The organism is Mucilaginibacter sp. A5337 (assembly GCF_059690695.1).
In genome coordinates, this window is sequence record NZ_JCAWEC010000003.1 from 400,832 (window position 1) to 423,214 (window position 22,383).

The following is a 22,383-nucleotide window of genomic DNA, read 5'->3' on the forward strand; positions in this document are numbered from 1 at the left end:
AGTTAAATAAACATGAAAAAGATAATTTTAAGCTTAAGCATAATGCTGATTTCGCTTGCAGGTTTTAGCCAGGTACTTAAACCTGTAAAGATAGATAGCCTGGTTACGGTTTCGTTGCCAGAGGGCTTTACAAAAAAGGATACATTAGGTCAACAGATATACCAGGGCTCTGCATCGTTAGGTAACATTCTTGTTTTGCGTGTGCCAAACGCTGATACCAAACCTTTAAATAAAGAGAAGGACCTAAAAGATGTATTTAAAACTTACATCAATGGCATTCAGAAACAATCTGTTAATGGCAGCGTGATGTATCCGCGCGATACTACTATCGGCAAACTTGAGGGTAAAGTATTCACCTTAAGGATTGATAATAGCGGCTCAACCGGTGAATCGCCGGAGTTAAGGAATTTTATACTTCTGTATACCCAGGATGTAACTTATACTTTTGAATACAACTATCCTGAGCAAAGGGTTGATCTTGCAAAGGCCGAACTGAAACAATTTTCGGGCTCTATCCGGATTGCTCCTACTTTAGATCGTCGCGATCAGTACCTGTCTGATGCAAAAGGGATGTCGGCACCGGCCAAAATAGGTATTTATGGTGGCGCCGCCGTTATAGTGCTGATTGTCGTATTAACCGTGATCAAACGTAAAAACAGGCAGCTGGAAGCCGGAGTTTAATTAACAGCAGGGGCTTTCTTCTTGAAAATACTATCAAGCAGGCCCTTGTTCCATTTGGCGGAGTTGATAAACTGTTTGCCATCAAGCCAGGTGAGCCAGAATATAGTAACAAAAACACCAATAGCCGAGCCGGCAAGTACATCTTCGTAAAAATGCTCGGTTAAATACATTCTCGAATAGCCAACCATAATGGCAACAAACAAGGCTGGGATTCCCCAGCCTTTGTTTTTACAAAGGTATGTTATAACCAATGCTGCCGAAAAGGCGCTCACTGTATGCCCCGAAGGGAAGCTGTATTTCTCTAAAATATAAACACCGTCTACCGTATGCACCCTGCTCCACTGGTCGGCAAAATATAGCTTTGGCCGGGGAGCTATGTAAATGTATTTAAGGATCTGTGCTACAATTGATGTAACGGCATAGCTTGAGGCCAGTAACAGCCAGCTGCGGTAACTAAACAAGAGCATAGCGAGCGATAATATGACGGCTGTGGTACCGTCGCCTATGTCTGTAACGTAAGGTTCAATGGTATCAAGCCAGGGCTGGTGCCATCCGTTTACGGTAAAGAAAATAATTTCGCGGGTAAATAGCAGTTTGATAGTCAAAGAGGTAGCTAAAAGGATAAGGTAAAGGATAAAAAAAGGGCGGATTCTGTACAACACATCTTTTATTCCTATCTTCATGCTGCAAAGTAAGCATATACTTATTCAATGCAAAAAAATGATTAATTTTGAGATTGATTAGACTTATTAATTAAACTACATGTCGAAAAGTATCTTTCGTAAAAAGTCAGTAGCGAAAATTTTAAATGATGTTGAGTGCGGTTTTAGTGATAGTGAGCATCCCGGTACAACATCATCCCAACTCAAAAAAGAACTTAATGTAAAAGACCTGACCCTGATGGGCATAGCCGCCGTTGTAGGAGCAGGTATATTTTCGACAATTGGTGAAGCCTCATTTCATGGCGGCCCAGCGGTTTCCATCTTATTTATTTTAACAGCTGTAACCTGTGGTTTTTCGGCCCTTTGCTATGCTGAATTTGCGTCACGTATCCCGGTTGCAGGCAGCGCATATACTTACGCTTATGCATCGTTTGGCGAGCTGATTGCCTGGATCATTGGATGGGATTTGTTAATGGAATACGCTATTGGTAACATTGCCGTAGCCATTTCCTGGAGCGAGTATTTCGTAAACCTGCTCGAGGGTTTTCATATCCACATGCCCAAATTCCTGACCATGGACTATGTTTCGGCGTTGCGCGGGCATGATCAGGTACTTGCAGCAGGTAAAAATCTTGCTGATATCAGCGACAAGGTAAAAGCGGAAGCACTGGCCTGGGATCAGGCGCCCGGAATAGGCAACCTTAAGCTTATAGCTAATTTACCAGCTCTTTTAATTGTTATCATTATTACTTACCTGGTTTATGTAGGCATCCGCGAAACAAAAAAGGCTACCAATGCCATGGTAATACTTAAAATAGTTATCGTGATAGCAGTAATAGTGGTAGGCTTTTTTTATGTAACACCAGCCAACTGGCACCCGTTTATGCCAAATGGTTTCAGCGGTGTTATGAAAGGGGTATCGGGTGTGTTCTTTGCTTATATCGGTTTTGATGCGATATCAACCACTGCCGAAGAATGTGAAAAGCCCCAGCGCGATCTGCCCCGCGGTATGATCTATTCGCTGGTAATCTGTACGGTATTGTATATCCTGATAGCATTGGTACTTACCGGCATGGTAAGCTATAAAGATCTGCAGGTAGGCGACCCGCTGGCTTTTGTTTTTGCCAAGGTTGGTTTAAATAAAATAAGCTATGTTATCTCCATCAGCGCGGTTATTGCCACAGCTAGTGTATTGCTGATTTTCCAGTTAGGACAACCCCGCATCTGGATGAGCATGAGCCGCGACGGTTTATTACCTAAAGCGTTTTCCCGCATTCACCCAAAATATCAAACACCTGCTTTTGCCACCGTAGTAACCGGTTTTGTGGTTGCGGTTCCGGCGCTATTCATGAACCTTACCGAAGTTACCGACTTAACCAGTATAGGTACGCTGTTTGCATTTGTACTGGTTTGCGGCGGTGTATTACTGCTTCCGCGCGAAGAAGCTGTGAAAGGAAAATTTCACCTGCCTTATGTAAATGGTAAATTCATTATACCAATTATCACACTTATCATTTTAGGTTCAGTTGCTTGGTTTAAACCCGCTGCCCAGGTGGAAATGATGCAGTTTAAGAAGCTTAAGGATCGCAGCGATATCATTGATAACATGGATAACAATGATAAGTTGAGCTTACTTAAAACCACCAATCAGCTTTACGGTGCCAACATTACTGCTCAGCCAGATGCGGCGAAAAAATACTTTAAAGATATTGAAGAGGATAAATTTAATACTGCATTGAGGCAAACCAACGATATCAGCGATGCTAAAAAGTATTACCTTGGTTTTGATGGCTTCCTGTATAATTTCCCTAACTATCTTTTCTTTGTCCTCATCATTATTATAGCGGTTTACAGTTTTATTAAAAACTTCTCGCTTATCCCTGTTTTGGGGCTGATGAGCTGTTTTTACCTCATGACCGAACTTGGCTATACCAACTGGCTAAGGTTTTTAATATGGCTGGTGATTGGTTTGGTGATTTACGCCACCTACAGCTATAAAAACAGCGTGCTGGGCAAAGAAGCTCAAACTGCGTAAATACCATGTGGACCTGCCCTTTATGCGAACGTGAATTTACTGCCACCAACCAGGTGCACTCATGCCGCGACAGGGAACTATCTGAAGTGCTTAGCGGAAAATCTCCGCATACTGTAGCGCTGTTTGATCATTTGGTTGACGAATACCTGCAAATTGCCGTGATTAAAGTTTATCCCACTAAAAGCATGATAGCTTTGAGTGCAAGGGTGAATTTTGCTTATGTCACGCAATTGGGCAAAAACTTTATTGATGTTGTTTTTCCCTTTAAACAGGTTTATGATGATAACCTTTGTTTCAGTAAAGTAAAACAGGTACCCGGTACCGATCAGTATAACCATTACTTCAGAATGTATTTTAAGGAAGATATTAATGATGAAGTGCGGAAGTATATGCGGATGGCCTGGGAGAGGGGGGTATAGAAATAAAACTACCACGGGCTGAAAGCCCGCGGCAGATTGTTTTAAATAAGAAAAGGCTCCCGGATTTCCGGGAGCCTTTTCTTATTTATTGAGCTACTTTTTAATTAACCCTATGGATCTCAATTGCTTCAGGTATGGCAAGCACCAGCGGCACTTTCTCTACCGTTACAAAGCTCAGATCGAGGCCGAAACCGCGCTCTTCAGATAAGCTCACTTTTTTAAGCTGCTTGTAGTAATCCATAATAAATCTTTCAATGAATGACAGGTTATGTGAGCGTGAGAAGATCTTTTCGATCACCACAAAACGGAAATCCCCGACAATTTTGTGCCTGTTCAGTGACTTGTAGGTACTGGTAATATCAACCTCACCCTTTTTAACCAGGTCTTCAACCACTTTCCTGAACAACAGGTTTATTTGCTGCTCAACGCGGAAACCGAGTTTAAAGTCAATACGGATCAGTTTGTTTGGTACCAGGTGGTCAACTTCGTATTCGCGTTTGTAAGGCTCGTCTACAACGTCAACGTGCACCAGCCAATAAACGTCGGCACGTTTTGGCTGCTTTTGCAGTATGGAGTAAACAATTTTTGATTCAATTTCCGAATTGAAGTTTGCGCTGGTTAAGTACACCAATTGAGAGGCGTATTTAGGTACGCTTTCGTCAGAACTTAGTTCTTTAATGATATCAAAATAGTCTTCAATCTCAACAAACTTAACATAGCGGTTCCTGATTTTGCGGGCGGTATGCCAGGTCCACATTACGGTAAACAACAGGAAGCCTATCGATAAGGTAAACCAGCCTCCATCTAAAAATTTGTGCAGGTTACCGGTAAGGAAGGTGCCTTCAATAAGCAGGTACACCGCCAAAAACGTGTTGATAATATAGTTAGGTACTTTTTTACGTTTCAGGAATTTGGACACCAGTATGGTGGTCATGAGCATGGCTACGGTAATACTTAAACCGTAAGCAGCCTCCATTTTGTCCGAATGTTTAAATATCAATACCACGCCTAAACAGCCTGCCCAAAGCAGCCAGTTAACACTGGGTACATAAAGCTGTCCTTTTTGCTCGGATGGGTAATTGATCCTCACTTTTGGCCACAGGTTAAGCCTTACAGCTTCGGCAATAAGCGTAAACGACCCTGATATTAACGCCTGGCTGGCAATGATAGCCGCCACAGTAGCGATACCGATACCATAGATCAGGAACCAGGTTGGCATAATCTGATAAAAAGGGTTTTGAGCATTAAGGTCCATCACGTGACCATTACGCTGTAACAGCCAAACTGCCTGTCCTAAATAGTTTAGGATAAGGCATATTTTTACGTACACCCAACTTACGCGGATATTTGCTTTACCACAGTGGCCAAGATCAGAGTATAAAGCTTCGGCACCTGTAGTACACAGAAACACGGCGCCCAATATAATAAATGCGCCATCGCTTGAACTTGAGGTAAGCAATTTAATTGCGTAGTACGGGTTCAGTGAGCGGATGATCCATGGATCGTGGACAATGTAGGTGATACCCAAAAAGCCCATCATGGTAAACCAAAGGAACATGATAGGCCCAAATGCCTTACCTACAAGTGATGTACCAAATTGCTGTATGATAAATAAGGCTGTAATAATGGCCATTACCACGTAAACTGTTGGTAAATGCGGATAATAGGTTTGCAAACCTTCAATAGCCGAAGATATGGTGATAGGAGGGGTAATGATACCATCGGCAAGGAGGGCGCAGCCGCCCACAACCGCAGGTACAATAAGCCATTTTGCTTTACGCCGTACCAGGGAGAACAGCGAAAAAATACCACCTTCCCCTTTGTTATCAGCCCTCAAAGTTATCACCACATATTTTAAGGTGGTTTGCAGGGTTAATGTCCAAAAAATGAGCGAAACACCTCCAAGAATTAACGTTTCTGAAATTTGACGTTGGCCAACAATGGCTTTAAATACGTATAGTGGGGAGGTACCAATATCACCGTAAATTATTCCTAAACTGATCAAAAAGCCGGCGGCTGATAGTTTATGCAGATCTTTATGATTTGACACTTTTATGATTTAGAGATGGCAAAAATATTAATTTTTTTGGTTAAACCATTATAACGATTAAACGTATAAGGAAATAATGTGTCTACCATACAATAAGGTTACACATTTTGTTAAAATTTGTTAAAAAGATTTACAAAAACATTATTATTTAATGGGATGAGGGCATTATTTATACTTTTGTAGAATTATACTAAATAATGAGGCGAAATTTTACATATTCTTATGTTTATACCTACACGTGGGTCGTGATAATTGCGATGGCAATTTTCATGAACTTCGCCTTTGTTGTTGATGGGCATACGCTAAAGTCTGATACAGTGTACCTTAGAGGTAAAACTAAGGCAGCCAAGACATCTTATTTAAAGAATGGCCTGCACCTTTCGCTTCCCCCGTTAAAGCCTGCTGTTACTTCAAATGTAAAACTGAGCGTATCCCGCCCGGATGATAAGTTGTTAAGTGATGTGCAATTGTACCCTAACCCGGTAACCGATCAGATCAACCTCAAATACTCTATATCCCGCAATACCAACGTAACCATTAAAATAATGGACGTGCTTGGCAACGATATCTCCACCCTGTTTTCGCAAAGGGTTGAATCAGGCGATCATAATCTGAACTACCCCATCAGCAATAAGCTGGTTCGTGGCTTTTACTTTGTACGCGTGGTAGCCGGTACCGAATCGGTTATCAAAAGGATCTCGGTTATTAATTAAAATCGGTTAAACTTAATTTTTTCATTTTTGGCTGCCCCGGCGGGGCAAAAGGTTTGTAGAAATTGAATGAACCCTATTTTGGGCTTGCCAGAGGTACGCAACTTGCCAGCGTAAGTTTTACTTAAGAGAACGTCAAATTATTAATACACCTTCATAAACCTTCCCCCAAACCCATCAAATTTTTTAGCTTTGGCGTTTATAGCGTTCATTTATGAAAATTATAGCCATTGGCCGCAACTACGCCGAACACGCCAAAGAACTCAATAACCCGGTACCTACTACGCCGGTTATCTTCATGAAGCCCGAAACGGCTTTGCTGAAAGAAAATAAGCCCTTTTATCATCCTGATTTTTCGGAAGATGTTCATCACGAAATAGAACTGGTTTTAAAGATCAGTAAAGAAGGCAAGCACATCAGCGAGAAATTTGCTGCCAACTATTACGAAGAAATTGGTTTGGGAATTGATTTTACTGCCCGCGATGTTCAGGCCCGCCATAAGGAGAAAGGCCTGCCCTGGGAGTTGGCTAAAGCTTTCGATGGTTCGGCGCCTATCAGCAATTTTGTGCCTAAGGCTAAGTTTGAATCGGTTTATGATATCAACTTTAAACTGGATATCAACGGCGAAACCCGCCAGCAGGGTAACACCCGCGATCTGCTTTTCTCATTCGAGAGTGTCATCGCATTTGTTTCAAAATACATCACTCTAAAAAAGGGCGATCTTATATTTACCGGCACCCCTCCGGGTGTATCAAAAGTAAAAATCGGCGACAGGCTTGAGGGATACCTTGAGGATGAGAAAATGCTCGATTTTTACGTTAAATAAGCATGATCAAAAAACTATTGGTTACAGGTGCTATGTGTTTGGCACTTTATTCAAACACATTTGCGCAGAATGATATTATACAAAGCAGGCAATACCCGCAAAATTATTTCAGGTATCCGCTTGATCTTACACCGCCTACCACCGCTGGCTCATTTGGCGAGCTAAGGCCATCTCATTTCCATTCCGGGCTCGATTTTAAAACTAATCAACGTACCGGTTATCCTGTGCATGCTGCTGCCGAAGGTTATATATCAAGGGTACGTGTACAGTTTGGCGGTTTTGGACGGGCAATCTACATTACCCATCCAAATGGATATACTACCGTTTACGGCCATTTAGAAAGTTTTAATCCGGCGGTTATCGATCTGGTAAAAAAATACCAGTATGAGCATCAAACCTACGAGGCCGATTTTAACCTAACACCAACCCAGGTGCCGGTTAAAAAAGATGAAGTTGTAGCCATTTCGGGCAATGCTGGTGCATCGGCCGGACCGCATGTACATTTCGAGATCAGGGATAGCAAAACTGAGGAGACCATCAACGCGCAGTTGTTTGGGCTAACCATTCCGGACAAAGTACCGCCAACAATTACCTCAATAGGCATCTATCACCTCAATGGAAAACCTTTCAGCGAAAAAACACCAAAAGAGTTTTTAGGGGTAACGGGTGCAGCAGGTAATTATCACCTTATTAAACCGCAAACGCTTGAACTAAGCGGTAATATCGGCTTCGGCATTAACACCACCGATATGAATAGCACCTCGTTTAACTATAACGGCGTTTATTCTATCGAACTAAAGCTGGACGGCAAAACGGTATATACCTTTGCGGTTGAGCGTTTCGCGTTTGATCAAACCCATGCCATCAACGCTTATATCGATTATCCTGCCTTTGAATCATCCCGCAGGTGGATGCAGAAATGTTTCATCCTGCCTGGAAGCCGCATTTCGTTGTATCCGCAGTCGGTAAACAATGGCATCATTACATTTGACGATAATGCTACGCATGATGTAGAATACGTAGTGAAAGATGTTGCGGGCAATACATCATCGATGAAGCTGAAAGTTAAATCGTCTCCGTTTGCTAATCCCCAGCCTGTAAAACCTACAGGTACCATGTTTTATTACGATAAGCGCAGCGAGTTTAGTAATGATAAAGTTAAGGTGATCATTATGCCGGGCAACCTGTATGATGATCTTGATTTTCAATATTCGGCATCGGCCAAACCAGTAGGGGCATATTCGGCTATGCATCATATCCATAACAGGTTAACGCCCATTCATGACAGTTATGAGATTTGGATCAAGCCCGATGTTGATTTGGGTAAGTATGCCGATAAGGCGGTTATTGTAAGTTCATGGGGCGGTTGCCAGGGCGGTTACTTTAAAGATGGTTACGTGATATCGCAGGTGAGCGCTTTTGGGGATTATTATATCAAAATAGATACTGTGCCGCCCGTTATTCACCCGCTCAATATCAAAAACGGCAGTAATATGAAGGCTGCACGCAGTATTAATTTCAGAATGAGTGATAATTTATCAGGAATTAAGAGCTATACGGGTACAATTGATGGTAAATGGGTGCTCATGGAGCATGATTATAAAAGTAAAATATTAAGTTACACGTTTAATGGCGATATTGCACCTGGTAAACACGCATTTAAGTTGGCTTTAGTTGATAACAAAAATAATTTTTCGGAATTTTCCGCCGATTTTTACAGATAAGTACCTATAAACCATGACAACATTAAAAGAAGGCGATAAAGCACCCGCTTTTACCGCTAAAGACCAAAACGGTAAGGAAGTATCCCTTGCCGACTACAAAGGCAAAAATGTGATCCTTTATTTTTACCCAAAAGATGATACCCCCGGCTGTACTGCCGAATCATGCGATTTCAGGGATAATTATCAATCGCTTTTAAGCAAGGGTTTTGAAGTGATAGGTGTAAGTACCGACGATGAAAAATCGCACAAAAAATTTGAAACCAAATACAGCCTGCCATTTACACTTATTGCCGATAATGAGCTTAAAATTGTTGAAGCTTACGGTGTATGGGTTGAAAAGAATATGTACGGCAAAAAGTATATGGGTACGGCACGTACTACATTCATAATTGATGCAGAGGGAGTTATTACGCACGTTATCAGTAAGGTTGATACTAAGGCCTCATCACAGCAGGTGCTTGATCTTGTAAATTAAGTGTTAAAAACACAATCAAAATAGCTACTTTAGCAGCTCCTAAATTCCATTAATGAAAGCAGACTTACAAACTTTAGAAAAAACCGCGTCACAAATAAGGCGCGACATTGTACGCATGGTACATGGCTGTCAATCAGGCCACCCGGGCGGCTCACTGGGCTGTACCGACTTCTTTACCGCACTGTACTTTTCGGTAATGAACCACGATCCTAAATTTAATATGGATGCTGTTGGCGAAGATATTTTCTTCCTGTCAAACGGCCATATTTCGCCTGTGTTTTACAGCACGCTGGCACATGCAGGTTATTTTGATAAAGCCGAACTGGCAACTTTCCGTAAACTGAACGCGCGTTTACAAGGCCACCCAACTACACATGAGCACCTTCCTGGTATCCGTATTGCTTCGGGTTCATTAGGTCAGGGCTTATCGGTAGCTATTGGTGCCGCGCTTGCTAAAAAATTAAACGGTGATAAATCATTGGTGTTTACCCTGCATGGCGATGGCGAGATCCAGGAAGGCCAGATCTGGGAAGCAGCAATGTTTGCTCCTCACAATCATGTTGATAACCTGATCTCGACAATTGATGTTAACGGTCAGCAAATTGATGGTCCAACCAAACAGGTACTTTCATTAGGCGATCTTCGCGCTAAATGGGAAGCTTTTGGCTGGGATGTGCTGGATATGAAAGGTAATGATATGGCCGATGTGGTTAGGGTGCTTGAAGAAGCAAAAAGCCGTACAGGTCAGGGCAAGCCGATCATGATCCTGATGCATACTGAAATGGGTTACGGTGTTGACTTTATGGTGGGCAGCCACAAATGGCACGGTGTTGCGCCAAATGATGAGCAGCTTAAACTGGCTTTAGATCAGTTAGAAGAAACACTGGGCGATTATTAGCCCCCCGGCCCCCTAAAGGGGGAGTAAAAAACATCAGTTTAATTTATCACGATTTAATGCATTCTCTCCCGATTGTTGAGAGAATTTGAACAATGAAAAAATACACTTACACAGATAAAAAAGATACCCGCTCGGGCTTTGGCGCCGGGTTGCTGGAAGCAGGCCAGAAAAACGATCAGGTTGTTGCCCTTTGTGCCGACCTTATCGGTTCATTAAAAATGAACGATTTTATTAAAGCATTCCCTGAGCGTTTTGTACAGGTAGGTATTGCTGAGGCTAACATGATAGGTATTGCTGCCGGTATGACCATTGGCGGTAAAATCCCTTTCACCGGTACTTTCGCTAACTTTTCTACAGGCAGGGTTTATGACCAGATTCGCCAGTCAGTAGCTTATTCAAACAAAAATGTTAAAATTTGCGCTTCACACGCTGGTTTAACTTTGGGCGAAGACGGTGCTACCCACCAGATCCTGGAAGATATCGGCCTGATGAAAATGTTACCAGGCATGACCGTTATCAACACCTGCGATTATAACCAAACTAAAGCTGCTACTATCGCGATAGCTGATTATGACGGCCCGGTTTACTTACGTTTCGGTCGCCCGGTTGTTCCTATCTTTACCGATCCTGATCAAAAATTTGAAATTGGTAAAGCATGGATGGTGAACGAAGGTGCAGATGTAAGTATCTTTGCCACAGGTCACCTGGTATGGCAGGCTATTTTGGCAGGCGAAATTTTAGCTGAACAAGGTATCGATGCCGAGATCATCAACATCCACACTATTAAACCATTGGATGAAGAAGCTATTTTGAAATCGGTTGCTAAAACAGGCTGCGTAGTTACTGCCGAAGAGCATAACCGCCTTGGTGGTTTAGGTGACAGCGTTGCGCAGGTACTTGCGGTACACAACCCTTCACCACAGGAGTACGTAGCTGTTAATGACAGCTTTGGCGAAAGCGGTACACCTGAACAACTGATGACCAAATATGGCCTGGATGCAGATCATATTGTGGCCGCAGTTAAAAAGGTGATAGAAAGAAAAAACAAAAAAGGTTAATTAAACCTTTAACATTAATAAAATTCTAAAAATGTCGGTACAGGTTGAAGATTCAGAGATATTAAGCAAGTTTCAGGACGAAAAAACCCGAAATGAGGCGTTTAACCTGTTGTTGAAAAAATACCAGCAAAAAATATACTGGCACATCCGTCGCATGGTTGTTGATCATGACGATGCCGATGATTTGGTTCAGGATGTTTTTGTAAAGGTTTGGAAAAACCTTGCCGGTTTCAGAAACGACGCGCAACTGTACACCTGGATGTACAGGATAGCATCCAACGAATGCATTACTTTTTTGAATAAGAAAAAACAAAAAAATAATGTTTCGTTGGATGATGTTGCTTACGAGCTGGCTGATACACTGGCCGACTCAACCTATTTTAACGGCGACGCCGCGCAGCGTAAACTGCAGGAAGCACTGCTTACCCTGCCCGAAAAACAACGGCTTGTTTTCAATATGAAATACTATGAAGACATGAAGTACGAAGAAATGTCGCAGGTTTTGGGTACCAGTGTAGGGGCTTTAAAAGCTTCTTTTCACCTGGCAGTCAAGAAGATAGAAGCGCACTTGCTTGGTAGGGATTAATTTTTTAATTTACGTTAAACCTTTTAGCACAATACCAATCTATAGTTGTGTATGAAAAGCGATATGGACAATAGGGAATGGCTGGATGATTTCATCGCGCTGAAACAGGTTAGCAAAACTAACCCGTTCGCAGTGCCTGAAGGCTATTTTCATGAGTTAGCGCAGCACATTACAACACGCATAAGGCTTGAGGGATTAAAAAACTATCCATCTGCAGGGTACACGGTACCTGAAAATTACTTTGACGAACTAAGCAGCAACATCCAAAGCCGTATAAATATTGAGAGTGCTTTTAGCGCCGGTGATTCGGGGTTTACCGTTCCCGAAAATTATTTTGATGAGCTTAGCAGCAACATTCAAAGCCGTATTGTGGTAGATGAAGCCATGGATGCGGGCGAGGGTTTTACGGTGCCCGACAACTATTTTGACGAACTGAGCAGCAACATCCAAAGCCGTATAACGGTGGAGGAGGCCATGGGCGACGAAGGTTTTACGGTTCCTGAAAATTATTTTGACGAACTGAGCAGCAATATCCAAAGCCGCATTGCGGTGGAGGAGGCCATGGGCGATGAAGGCTTTACCGTTCCTGAAAATTATTTTGAGGAATTAAGCGCCAACATCCAAAGCCGAATTGCGGTAGAGGAAGCCATGAACATGGAACATGAAGGCTTTGAAGTGCCTGCAAACTACTTTGATCAGCTTAGCCAGCGCATTTTAGATAAAACTGTTAATGCTGAGGTTGAAGAGGAGCAAGAGGTAGATAATGTTGTAAGCATTAATAAGGCCAAACCTGTACAGAAAAAAGGTATGGTAAGGAGGCTTTGGTCTTCACCAACCATCAGGTATGCTACAGCTGCTTGTTTTGCTTTGATACTTGGCGTGGGTGTTATTTTCAGGGCAGATTTACAGCCGGCAGATCATAACCACTCTTATTTACATGAGCAGGTGTCATCAGTTCCGGTTGATGAAATAAAAAGCTATCTTCAGTTACACATGGACGCAAGCGATACCCGTACACTGATGGATGCTAATCAAAAAAGTAATACAAGTAATGCAGACGAAGATCTGTCGGATTATATAGATAATTAAACAGAGGAAAATATTTAATGAGTAAACTGATCAGGCATATTTGTATTGTGCTATTTGTTATGGCTATGGGCTATGAAGCTGTGGGGCAGGTTAACCGCTTTGTTCCGGCTCAAACGCCTTCAAGGCCCGAGCTTAATCCCGTTCGCCCTAATGGCAACAAAAAAGGTGCTATGGGAAAAAGGCTTGAGGCTGCCCGTAACAGGTATATCAGCCGTCAGCTTGATCTTACAGATGATGAAGCGACCAAATTTTGGCCGCTTTATAATCAATATCAGCAGGAACTCACTGCTGTACGTATCCTGAAGCGTTTAAATAACTCTACTTCATCAACTAACGGAACCGAGCAAATAGATAAAGAAATCTATTACGAAAGCCAGCTGGTTGGAATCCGTAAACGCTATCGCGATTCTTTTTCCAAGATCCTTCCACCCGAAAAGGTGAGCATCCTGTACAAAAGCGAGCAGGAATTTAACGATGAGCTCATCAAACAACTCAGCGAACGCAGCGAAAGAGCGGGGAATTGAAGCTAGTGATTAGAGGTTGGAGATTAGAGATTAGGTTTCTTTTCTTCTTAATAAAAATCAAGATCATTTTAAAAATACGTTTACAGATGGATTTTCGTCCGTCTGTTTTAGTTTATCTTTGTCGGTAAATCTAAGTAGGCATCATTGCGGACCTAAGACTTACGAAGTTTTTAAAACTTCGTAAGTCTGGGTTCTACTACTCGTCATTCATTGCGAGGTACGAAGCAATCCCCGATTAGCAGAGCCGCTCTGTATAGTTCGCGATTGCTTCGTGCCTTGCAATGACGGTTGGGATTTTAACAGTTTTGAATACAACTTAACAACATGTCAACTCTTCGCCAGCTTTTTCTCGCCAATAACGCACAAACCACCAACTTTCCTTTATTGCTTGAATTTGAGCGTGCCGAAGGTATTTATATGTACGATGCGGGGGGTAAGCCGTATATCGACCTCATATCGGGTATTGGTGTGAGTAGTCTGGGCCACAGTAACCCTTATGTTATCGATGCGATAAAACAGCAGGTTGATAAATACATGCACCTGATGGTATACGGCGAGTATGTGCAAACTCCGCAGGTACGCTTTGCCGAAAAGCTGGTTTCTGTACTGCCGGATAACCTGCAATCAGTTTATTTTACTAACTCGGGTGCCGAAGCAGTGGAGGGCGCATTAAAGCTAGCTAAGCGCTTTACCGGCCGGCAACAGGTTGTTGCCTGCCTTAACTCATATCATGGCAGCACACACGGCGCATTGAGCGTTATGGGTAATGAGGAGTTTAAGCAGGCATACCGGCCTTTATTGCCAGGTGTAAATTTCATCCGTTTTAATAACCCGGATGATCTTGAACTAATCACCGAACAAGCTGCTTGCGTCATCATCGAAACTATTCAGGGGGAAGCGGGTATCCGCGTGCCGGACTTGGCATACATGAAAGCTTTACGTACTCGCTGTACCAAAACAGGTACGCTGCTGATACTGGATGAGATCCAGGCTGCATTTGGGCGTACAGGTAAGCTTTTCGCTTTTGAGCATTTTGATGTAGCACCCGATATTCTTTTATTGGCGAAAGCCCTTGGCGGCGGAATGCCGATAGGTGCCTTTATTTCATCGAATCAGATCATGGATGCGCTGAAGGAAAACCCTATTCTTGGTCATATCACTACTTTTGGTGGACATCCGGTATGTTGTGCAGCAGGTTTAGCCGCCTTGGAATATCTGCTGGATAACGAATTGGTATCCGGCGTAGCCGAAAAAGAGACTTTGTTTCGGGAATTGCTTGTACATCCTGCTATACACCAGGTGCGCGGTAAAGGTTTAATGATGGCCGTTGAGCTGGAAAACTTCGACTTCAATAAAAAAATAATTGACCGCTGTATCGAAAACGGCGTGATAACCGATTGGTTTCTGCATTGCAGCAACTCTATGCGTTTAGCTCCCCCACTTATTATTACGCATGATGAGATCAGAAAGGCTTGTGATGTGATCATTGAGGCGGTCGATTTCTACACAAATTAAAAAAATACGTTTTTCTTATAATACGAACGAGGATAAATCTTGTACGAGCAGCAGGTGAATATGCAAAGTCAAATTTACATGGTGTACAAGATTTCTCTTTCGCTCCGGCACACAATCCCACCACTGCTCTATCGAAATGACGCCGTTTATAACAACTTACCATTCGTCCCCGTAACTTGCCTGTTATAAGCTCGTCGATAATTCTCTTTTCGTCCTCTCAGGGTCTCTCGGAGAGGACACTGAGAGGACAAAAAATTATAACCGAAGCAATCGGTTATTTTTACGTATCTTAACATGATTTAACATCACTACTCTCTTCTAAAAGAAAGTAACGATTAAGTTACTTTATAAAATACCCACCATCAAATTTTAGTTTGAGTTAAAATGGTATGGTTTGTGCATTTATAGTAATAGCTATGAAAATGTTGCAAGAAATGCTGTATTCGCAATAAATAAGGTCACTTCTGCCCATTTAAATAGTCAGGCGTTTATACAATTAATTAAAAAATTGTTGAGCCTTGAATTCACAAACTTGCATCTATACACAATCTACATATGAAAATAGCATATATATCAACCTATCCCCCCCGCGAATGCGGTCTCGCAACATTTAATAACAATTTAATGCGTGCCATCAGCTCAAATTTTCCCGAGCGGCAAACCTTAGCACAAAACGGTTTTGTTGTAGCCCTTAACGATTCGGAAAATTTACAGGAATACGAATACCCGGAGGAGGTAAAATATGTGATCCGGCAAAACCATCAGAAAGATTATATCCGCGCAGCCAACTATATCAATACCAGCGATGCTGATGTGTGTATCATGGAACATGAGTTTGGCATTTATGGTGGCGAAAGCGGTATTTATATTTTGCCACTGATCAATCGGCTCGAAAAGCCGTTAATCTCTATTTTACATACGGTTTTGAAAGATCCGAGCTATGTACAGCGGATCATTATCCGCGAAATTGCCGAACAATCATCAAAAGTTGTAGTGATGAGCAAACGTGCGGTTGAGTTTCTAACCAATGTTTACGAGATCCCTGCCGATAAGATCCAGATCATAGAGCATGGCGTACCGGATGTGGAAGCTCCAGCCGAAAATCCGGTTAAGAACCTGTCGTCATTTAAAAACAAGCGGGTGATGTTAACCTTTGGTTTGCTGAGCCGCAACAAAGGTTTGGAAACAGTGGTAAAAGCATTGCCTAAAATAGTTGAGAAACATCCAGACGTGATGTACGTGGTTTTAGGTAATACACACCCCGGCGTTATCAAAAGCTCAGGTGAAGAATATCGAGATCACCTGAAATCGCTTGCTTCACAGTTGGGTGTTGCCAAAAACCTTGCGTTTATTGCCAAGTTTGTATCGGAAGAAGAGTTGGTAAATTATCTTACCGCCTGCGAAATCTATGTAACACCATATTTAAATGAAGCACAGATCACCAGCGGTACATTATCCTACGCGGTGGGGGCAGGAGCGGCGGTAGTTTCGACACCTTATTGGCACGCTACCGAATTGCTGGCCGATAAACGAGGCCGGTTATTCGACTTTAAAAATTCAGAAGCATTGGCTGATACGGTTATCGAACTACTTGATCAGGATCGCGTATTAAATGAGCTAAAAGAAAATGCTTATCAATACGGACTGCATTTACGCTGGCCGGTAATTGGCGCCGAATTTATTAAAGTAGCCCGGGAAGCCCTTGTACGTTATGACTTCAGTGAGAAAATACTTCGAAACAGCATTGTAGATCCAGAAATTCTTCCAAAATTCAGCTTAAACCACGTGTTACGACTTACCGACGATACCGGTATTGTGCAGCACGCTAAATACGGAATCCCAAATCTTAAAGAAGGGTATTGTTTGGATGATAACGCCAGGGCACTCATTATGGCGCTGATGGCTTATCAGCGCAACAAAAGCCGTGAGGCATTTGAATTGCTGCCCATCTATTTGAGCTATATTCACTATATGCAGACCGATGATGGCAACTTTCGTAACTTCCTGAGTTTCGACAGGCGATACCTGGACGAAGTTGGATCGGAAGACTCATTTGGCCGTACCATTTGGGCGCTTGGCCATTTGATTGGCTGTGCGGCAAGTAACTCGTACCGGGAGTTTTCGTTAGAGATTTTTCATAAATCGGTACCACATTTTGCAGCACTGAAACATTTAAGAGGCATGGCCAACACCATCATAGGCATCAGTTTATACCTGCAGGTTTATCCTACAGATGAGGGCATGGTGAAGATTTTGGCCAAATTAACCCAGCCACTGATAGACGCCTACAACAATACCCAATCCGACGATTGGCAATGGTTTGAGGAAAAAATGACTTATGATAACGCCATTCTTCCGCTGGCGCTGCTGCATTCGTGCGAAATAACAGGGAATGAAGAAGCTAAAAAAATAGCTTTGGCAACTATGGCTTTTCTCGATCAGCTTACATTATCCAACGGTTATCTGAGCCCTGTCGGCAACGATGGCTGGTATTACCGCGGCGGTACTTTCCCAACGTTTGATCAGCAGGCTATTGAAACAATGGCTATGGTGCTGATGCACTTCCAGGCTTACCAGATTTTCAGGGTACCACAGTATATTGAAAAAATGTTCCTGAGCTATAAATGGTTCCTGGGCGAAAATACCTTGCGCGCACCGCTGTATGATCATGAAACCAAGGGCTGCTGTGATGGATTGCTGCCTGGTGGCATAAACCGTAACCAGGGAGCTGAAAGCACGTTGGCTTACCTTATATCACATCTAACAGTACTGAAAGCTTTCGAGCTGGAATACGAGTATAATAAATATGGTCAAAAAATGCAGATTTGCTAAATGAAGGTAGCGGTATTAGCCCCTGTTGCCTGGCGCACACCGCCCAGGCATTACGGGCCATGGGAGCAAATAGCATCAAACATAGCCGAAGGCATTATTAACCTTGGGGCCGAAGTAACACTTTTTGCTACAGGTGATTCGATAACCGCCGGTACACTTGATGCCATTTGCGCTGCTGGTTATGAGGAAGACAGAACGCAGGATGCTAAAGTGCTGGAATGTCTGCATATCAGCAACCTGATGGAAAAGGCGAGCCAGTTTGATATTATTCATAACAACTTTGACTTTTTGCCTTTGACATATTCGGGATTGATCAAAACACCAATGATCACCACTATACATGGTTTTTCATCGCCAAAGATCATTCCGGTTTATAAAAAATATAATAGCAACGGACATTATGTCTCCATCAGTAATGCCGACCGGAGCCGCGAACTTGATTATTTAGCCACGGTTTATAATGGGTTGGATACCCACGATTTTCAGTTTTTTGAACAGTCGGATGATTACTTGTTGTATTTCGGCCGCATCCATCCGGATAAAGGCACTGCCGAAGCGATTGAGATCGCCAAAAAAAGTAAAAGAAAGCTGCTGATAGCCGGCATAGTGCAGGATACCAATTATTTTAAAGAAAAGATAGAACCGCAGTTATCTGAAGAGATTGAATATATTGGTCACGCGGGCCCCGATAAACGGAGAGAGCTTTTGGGAAAAGCCTACGCTTTACTACACCCTATCAGCTTTGATGAGCCTTTTGGGTTGAGTGTAGCCGAAGCAATGCTTTGCGGTACGCCTGTTATCGCTTTTAACCGCGGTTCGATGCCCGAGTTGATCAAGGATGCACAGACAGGCTTTTTAGTAAATACGGTTGATGAAGCGGCTGACGCTGTTGATTGGCTCGACCAAATCAGCAGGGCTGATTGTTATGATTGGGCAAACTCGCAGTTTTCAAGTAAAAAAATGGTGAATGATTATTGGGGCCTGTATAAAAAGATATTGGGATAAAAGAAAAACTGCCGCGGGTTTAGCGCAGCGTAACCCGTGGTGTAACATAATTTGGGCTTTCAGCCCAAGTAGATAAAGCTGAAAGCTTTAACAATACCCCCCCCCCATGCAGATAATAAAAACATGTCATTGCGAGCGTAGCGTGGCAACCGCATGCTATACAGAGCGGCCTTGCTTCCGTGCGATTGCCACGCTGCGCTCGCAATGACATATTTGATGAGGCTCTTTTGTTAGCGAATATTTTAATTCAGCTTATCCAACTCAGTTTTAACAAACGCAGCCAGTTCTTTTACATAAGCCGCGCTGAAATCAAATTTGATCCCGGCGGTTTCATAAATTTCCTTGATGGTTTTGGTATAGCCTAATTTAAGAGCGTTAATGTATTGCTGTAAACCTTTTTCAGGATTTTCTTTATAGTTTTTCCAAACGGCGATCGCACCTAACTGGGCCATGCCATATTCGATATAGTAGAAAGGCACTTCAAAAATGTGCAGTTGTTTTTGCCAAAGGTTAGCTAATGCTTCAGAATGCTCACTCCAATCTGCAAAGTTTGCGCCGAATGGCTCGAAGATCTCGATCCAGGCAGTTGTACGATCGGCATCGGTATGATCAGGGTTGGTGTAGATCCAGTGCTGGAATTGGTCAACTACGGCCACCCATGGCAGGGTTTTCAACACGTCAACCAATTGATCGCGTTTGGCGCGTTTCAGGTCTTCCTCGTTATCAAAATAAACATTCCAGTTATCCATCGAGATCAACTCCATCGACATAGAAGCTAATTCTGCTACTTCAGACGGGCAATGTTTAAAATCATTCAGTTCCAGATCAGCAGTAAGGAAAGTGTGAACCGCATGGCCTCCCTCATGTACCATTGTGGTCAGGTCGCGGAAGGTATTGGCCGAGTTCATGAAAATGAACGGTGCACCGGTTTCGGCCAGCGGATAGTTATAACCACCCGGAGCTTTACCTTTACGGCTTTCAACGTCAAACAAACCGTTATCCTTCATGATCTCCAAACGCTCGCCCAGATAACGGTTAATATTGCTGAAGCATTGGATAGATTTCTCGATCAGGTCTTCGCCATTTTGGAATGGTTTAAGAGCCGGTTTGCCCGAAATATCAACATCCATATCCCAGGGCTTGAGTGTCGGTAAATTTAAAGCTATACGGCGTTTTTCGGCCTGTGCCCTAAGAATTGGAACTATTTCAGTCTCAATGGCAGCGTGGAAAGCATAGCAATCCTGTGGAGTATAATCAAAACGACCCAAAGCCTGGAACATATAATCGCGGAAGTTTTCAAAGCCCGCGTTTGTGGCTACTGTATGACGAAGCTTACGCAGATGGTCGAAAAGCTCGTTCAGTTTTTCTTTATCCTGTAAACGGCGATTGGTGATCTTTTCCCAAACCTCCTGGCGTTTGGCACGGTCGGTGCCTTTTAAAAATACGGAAGCCTGCTCTAAAGTAAATTCTTTATCATCAATGTGAACCGACATTGCACCGGTGGTTGACTGGTATTTCTGCTGCTCCACCTGGATCTCGGTTTGTACAGGAATGTTTTCCTCGCGGAAAAGCTCCAATGCTTTTTTTACAGCGCGGAGGAATACAAAATATTTCTCACCATCCAGTTTGTCTACATATTTGCTGGCAACCAGCTTTTTGTTTAGTTCGTTACTGAAAGGAGCAATTTTAGGTTCAATTTCGGTGGCGAAGTATTGAAATTTTTGAAGCAGTTCTTCGCTGGTTGTATCGCAGGTCATGCGGATATAACGCCAGGCAAAATCTTCTTCTAAAGCTGCCTCAAGCTCGCTTTTATCGCGTAGCCATTTCTCCAGTTCTTCAACCGAATTAATAGGGCGATCAAGTAGTTCTTTATAAAATGGTTCAAGCGTTTCCCATTTAATATCGAGGGAAGCGGGGATATATGTTCTTGTTTTTTTATGGATCATGATTTTAGATGTGCAGATATGCTTATGTGCAAATGTGCAGATTATGGTTGGAGATGTGCAAATAATTGATGTGTAAATGTACACTAATTTGACAAACCGAAAGGATATCCAATAACGTCATTGCGAGGCACGAAGCAATCCCAAACTATACAGATCGGCTCTGTAGGTCAGGGATTGCTTCGTGCCTCGCAATGACGTTTTTTGTTTTTAAACAGTTCCGTACAACTTCATACTCAACCCTTATAAAGTATTCTTCGTTATTTCGGTTATACCATCCTCGTAGCTTGTTGGTTTAAAATTGAATGCTTTTTCAAACTTGCTGCTATCGAAAATATAATCGTGATCATACTGGTAATACATTTCTACCGTACCCATTACCACTTTTTTAAACAAACCAAACATCCACAGCATTACTTTATTAACGCGTGTATATTTTGGCTTAACTTTGTAAACCCTGGCGGCAATATCTAAAAGCTGTTTACCGGTAATGGCCGGCGGAGTAGGAAGGTGCCAGATCTGGTTGCCGCTATCGGGATCCTGACCAAGCATGAACATGGCTTTACCTGCATCGGGCACATAAATAAAATTGTGTTTACAATTAGGATCGCCTATCCATTGCGCATTTTGTTTTTTGGCGTAATTGCTCAGTACCATCATATCAATAAAGCTGTTGATTACAGCACCATAAAAATCAGGTGCGCGGGCAATGGTTGCGTTGATGTTTCCGGCTTTAACTTCGTCCATCAGCATATTAGCAATGCCGGCACGGATCTCGCCTTTAACGCTGCTGGGTTTGTAAGGTGTATCTTCGGTCATGGCCCCATCAACCAGGCCGTACACATACACGTTATCAAAAAATATTAAACGGGCTCCTGTGGCTTTGGTAACGTTGATCACATTTTGCATGATCACCGGCCACTGCGCCCGCCAGATGTCCTTGTCGTAAACCAGGCCTGCAACAAGGTAAATCACTGTTGATCCTTTTGCTGCCGACAGCACTTCATCATAGTTGAGCAGATCGGCTTTTTGCCAGGTTACTTTTGGGTTATTATTGGTGTTGACCGGTTTGCGGCTAACTAAACGGATAGTTTCGTTATGATTGATTAACTCTTTGGTGAGGGCGTTCGCTACCGGACCGCCGGCTCCTAATATAGTATGCATGATCTTTTTCGTTTTGTGTATCACAAAGGTAGGCGGCCTGTGTAAATCAAAACGTTAACAAAAGATAAGGAATTAGGGAGATTTGGGATTTCGGATGTTCGATTTCGGATTTAGTTGGATTTTGGAATTGGATGCTCGATTTCGGATTTATTCTGATTTGGGATTTCGGAAGTTCGATTTCGGATTT

General features: G+C 42.8%; 19 protein-coding genes. 15 read left to right on the forward strand and 4 right to left on the reverse strand.

Annotation, left to right across the window (positions count from 1 at the left end):
- Positions 1 to 12 precede the first annotated feature (12 nt).
- Positions 13 to 681 (forward strand): hypothetical protein, encoded by a 669-nt coding sequence (locus AC59JO_RS11615; protein ID WP_413666360.1) that lies wholly within the window; start codon positions 13 to 15, stop codon positions 679 to 681.
- Here AC59JO_RS11615 and AC59JO_RS11620 read toward each other — a convergent pair.
- On the reverse strand, positions 678 to 1,364 hold the full coding sequence (locus tag AC59JO_RS11620; protein WP_497305448.1) for a phosphatase PAP2 family protein: 687 nt from the start codon (positions 1,362 to 1,364) through the stop codon (positions 678 to 680). The two genes, AC59JO_RS11615 and AC59JO_RS11620, sit on opposite strands and share 4 nt — an antisense overlap.
- Before the next feature lie 79 nt (positions 1,365 to 1,443).
- On the opposite strand from AC59JO_RS11620, the gene AC59JO_RS11625 reads away from it, so the two are divergent.
- Complete coding sequence (locus AC59JO_RS11625) at positions 1,444 to 3,378, forward strand: amino acid permease (protein WP_497305450.1); 1,935 nt, start codon at positions 1,444 to 1,446, stop codon at positions 3,376 to 3,378.
- A gap of 5 nt (positions 3,379 to 3,383) precedes the next feature.
- Complete coding sequence (locus tag AC59JO_RS11630; protein ID WP_413666363.1) at positions 3,384 to 3,797, forward strand: DUF5655 domain-containing protein; 414 nt, start codon at positions 3,384 to 3,386, stop codon at positions 3,795 to 3,797.
- A gap of 100 nt (positions 3,798 to 3,897) precedes the next feature.
- On the opposite strand, the gene AC59JO_RS11635 is transcribed toward AC59JO_RS11630, so the two are convergent.
- Entirely contained in the window at positions 3,898 to 5,847 is a 1,950-nt protein-coding gene (locus AC59JO_RS11635; protein WP_413666364.1) for a KUP/HAK/KT family potassium transporter, read from the reverse strand.
- 269 nt (positions 5,848 to 6,116) lie between these two features.
- Here AC59JO_RS11635 and AC59JO_RS11640 point away from each other — a divergent pair, with 269 nt between their 5' ends.
- The 12 genes from AC59JO_RS11640 to AC59JO_RS11695 all read left to right on the forward strand — a co-directional run bounded on the left by AC59JO_RS11640 (position 6,117) and on the right by AC59JO_RS11695 (position 19,089).
- Positions 6,117 to 6,560, forward strand: coding sequence for a T9SS type A sorting domain-containing protein (locus AC59JO_RS11640; RefSeq protein ID WP_413666365.1), 444 nt, complete (start codon positions 6,117 to 6,119; stop codon positions 6,558 to 6,560).
- A 211-nt stretch (positions 6,561 to 6,771) separates the two neighbouring features.
- Positions 6,772 to 7,383: a fumarylacetoacetate hydrolase family protein gene (locus AC59JO_RS11645; protein WP_413666366.1), complete on the forward strand. Its 612-nt coding sequence runs from the start codon at positions 6,772 to 6,774 to the stop codon at positions 7,381 to 7,383.
- Between the two features lie 2 nt (positions 7,384 to 7,385).
- Positions 7,386 to 9,107 carry a M23 family metallopeptidase gene (locus tag AC59JO_RS11650; RefSeq protein ID WP_497305453.1) on the forward strand — a complete coding sequence of 574 codons (1,722 nt, stop codon included), beginning with the start codon at positions 7,386 to 7,388 and terminating at the stop codon, positions 9,105 to 9,107.
- A 13-nt stretch (positions 9,108 to 9,120) separates the two neighbouring features.
- Positions 9,121 to 9,582, forward strand: coding sequence for a thioredoxin-dependent thiol peroxidase (gene bcp, locus AC59JO_RS11655; RefSeq protein ID WP_121231510.1), 462 nt, complete (start codon positions 9,121 to 9,123; stop codon positions 9,580 to 9,582).
- Positions 9,583 to 9,634: 52 nt separating this feature from the next.
- Positions 9,635 to 10,480 (forward strand): transketolase, encoded by an 846-nt coding sequence (locus AC59JO_RS11660; protein WP_090531971.1) that lies wholly within the window; start codon positions 9,635 to 9,637, stop codon positions 10,478 to 10,480.
- A gap of 92 nt (positions 10,481 to 10,572) precedes the next feature.
- Entirely contained in the window at positions 10,573 to 11,538 is a 966-nt protein-coding gene (locus tag AC59JO_RS11665; RefSeq protein ID WP_497305456.1) for a transketolase family protein, read from the forward strand.
- A gap of 31 nt (positions 11,539 to 11,569) precedes the next feature.
- On the forward strand, positions 11,570 to 12,124 hold the full coding sequence (locus AC59JO_RS11670) for an RNA polymerase sigma factor (protein ID WP_090531966.1): 555 nt from the start codon (positions 11,570 to 11,572) through the stop codon (positions 12,122 to 12,124).
- A gap of 51 nt (positions 12,125 to 12,175) precedes the next feature.
- Positions 12,176 to 13,213 (forward strand): hypothetical protein, encoded by a 1,038-nt coding sequence (locus AC59JO_RS11675; RefSeq protein ID WP_497305458.1) that lies wholly within the window; start codon positions 12,176 to 12,178, stop codon positions 13,211 to 13,213.
- Between the two features lie 17 nt (positions 13,214 to 13,230).
- The gene (locus tag AC59JO_RS11680) at positions 13,231 to 13,737 is read left to right on the forward strand and encodes a hypothetical protein (protein ID WP_091221890.1); all 507 of its coding nucleotides are present in this window, start codon (positions 13,231 to 13,233) and stop codon (positions 13,735 to 13,737) included.
- Between the two features lie 324 nt (positions 13,738 to 14,061).
- Complete coding sequence (locus tag AC59JO_RS11685) at positions 14,062 to 15,252, forward strand: aspartate aminotransferase family protein (protein ID WP_497305460.1); 1,191 nt, start codon at positions 14,062 to 14,064, stop codon at positions 15,250 to 15,252.
- Between the two features lie 555 nt (positions 15,253 to 15,807).
- Positions 15,808 to 18,084 carry a glycosyltransferase family 4 protein gene (locus AC59JO_RS11690; protein ID WP_497305462.1) on the forward strand — a complete coding sequence of 759 codons (2,277 nt, stop codon included), beginning with the start codon at positions 15,808 to 15,810 and terminating at the stop codon, positions 18,082 to 18,084.
- The gene (locus tag AC59JO_RS11695) at positions 18,085 to 19,089 is read left to right on the forward strand and encodes a glycosyltransferase family 4 protein (RefSeq protein WP_497305464.1); all 1,005 of its coding nucleotides are present in this window, start codon (positions 18,085 to 18,087) and stop codon (positions 19,087 to 19,089) included.
- A gap of 242 nt (positions 19,090 to 19,331) precedes the next feature.
- On the opposite strand, the gene AC59JO_RS11700 is transcribed toward AC59JO_RS11695, so the two are convergent.
- A complete protein-coding gene (locus AC59JO_RS11700) occupies positions 19,332 to 21,035 on the reverse strand; it encodes a M3 family oligoendopeptidase (RefSeq protein WP_497305466.1) in 1,704 nt (567 codons plus the stop codon).
- A gap of 240 nt (positions 21,036 to 21,275) precedes the next feature.
- Positions 21,276 to 22,196: an NAD-dependent epimerase/dehydratase family protein gene (locus AC59JO_RS11705; RefSeq protein WP_497305468.1), complete on the reverse strand. Its 921-nt coding sequence runs from the start codon at positions 22,194 to 22,196 to the stop codon at positions 21,276 to 21,278.
- Positions 22,197 to 22,383 lie beyond the last annotated feature (187 nt).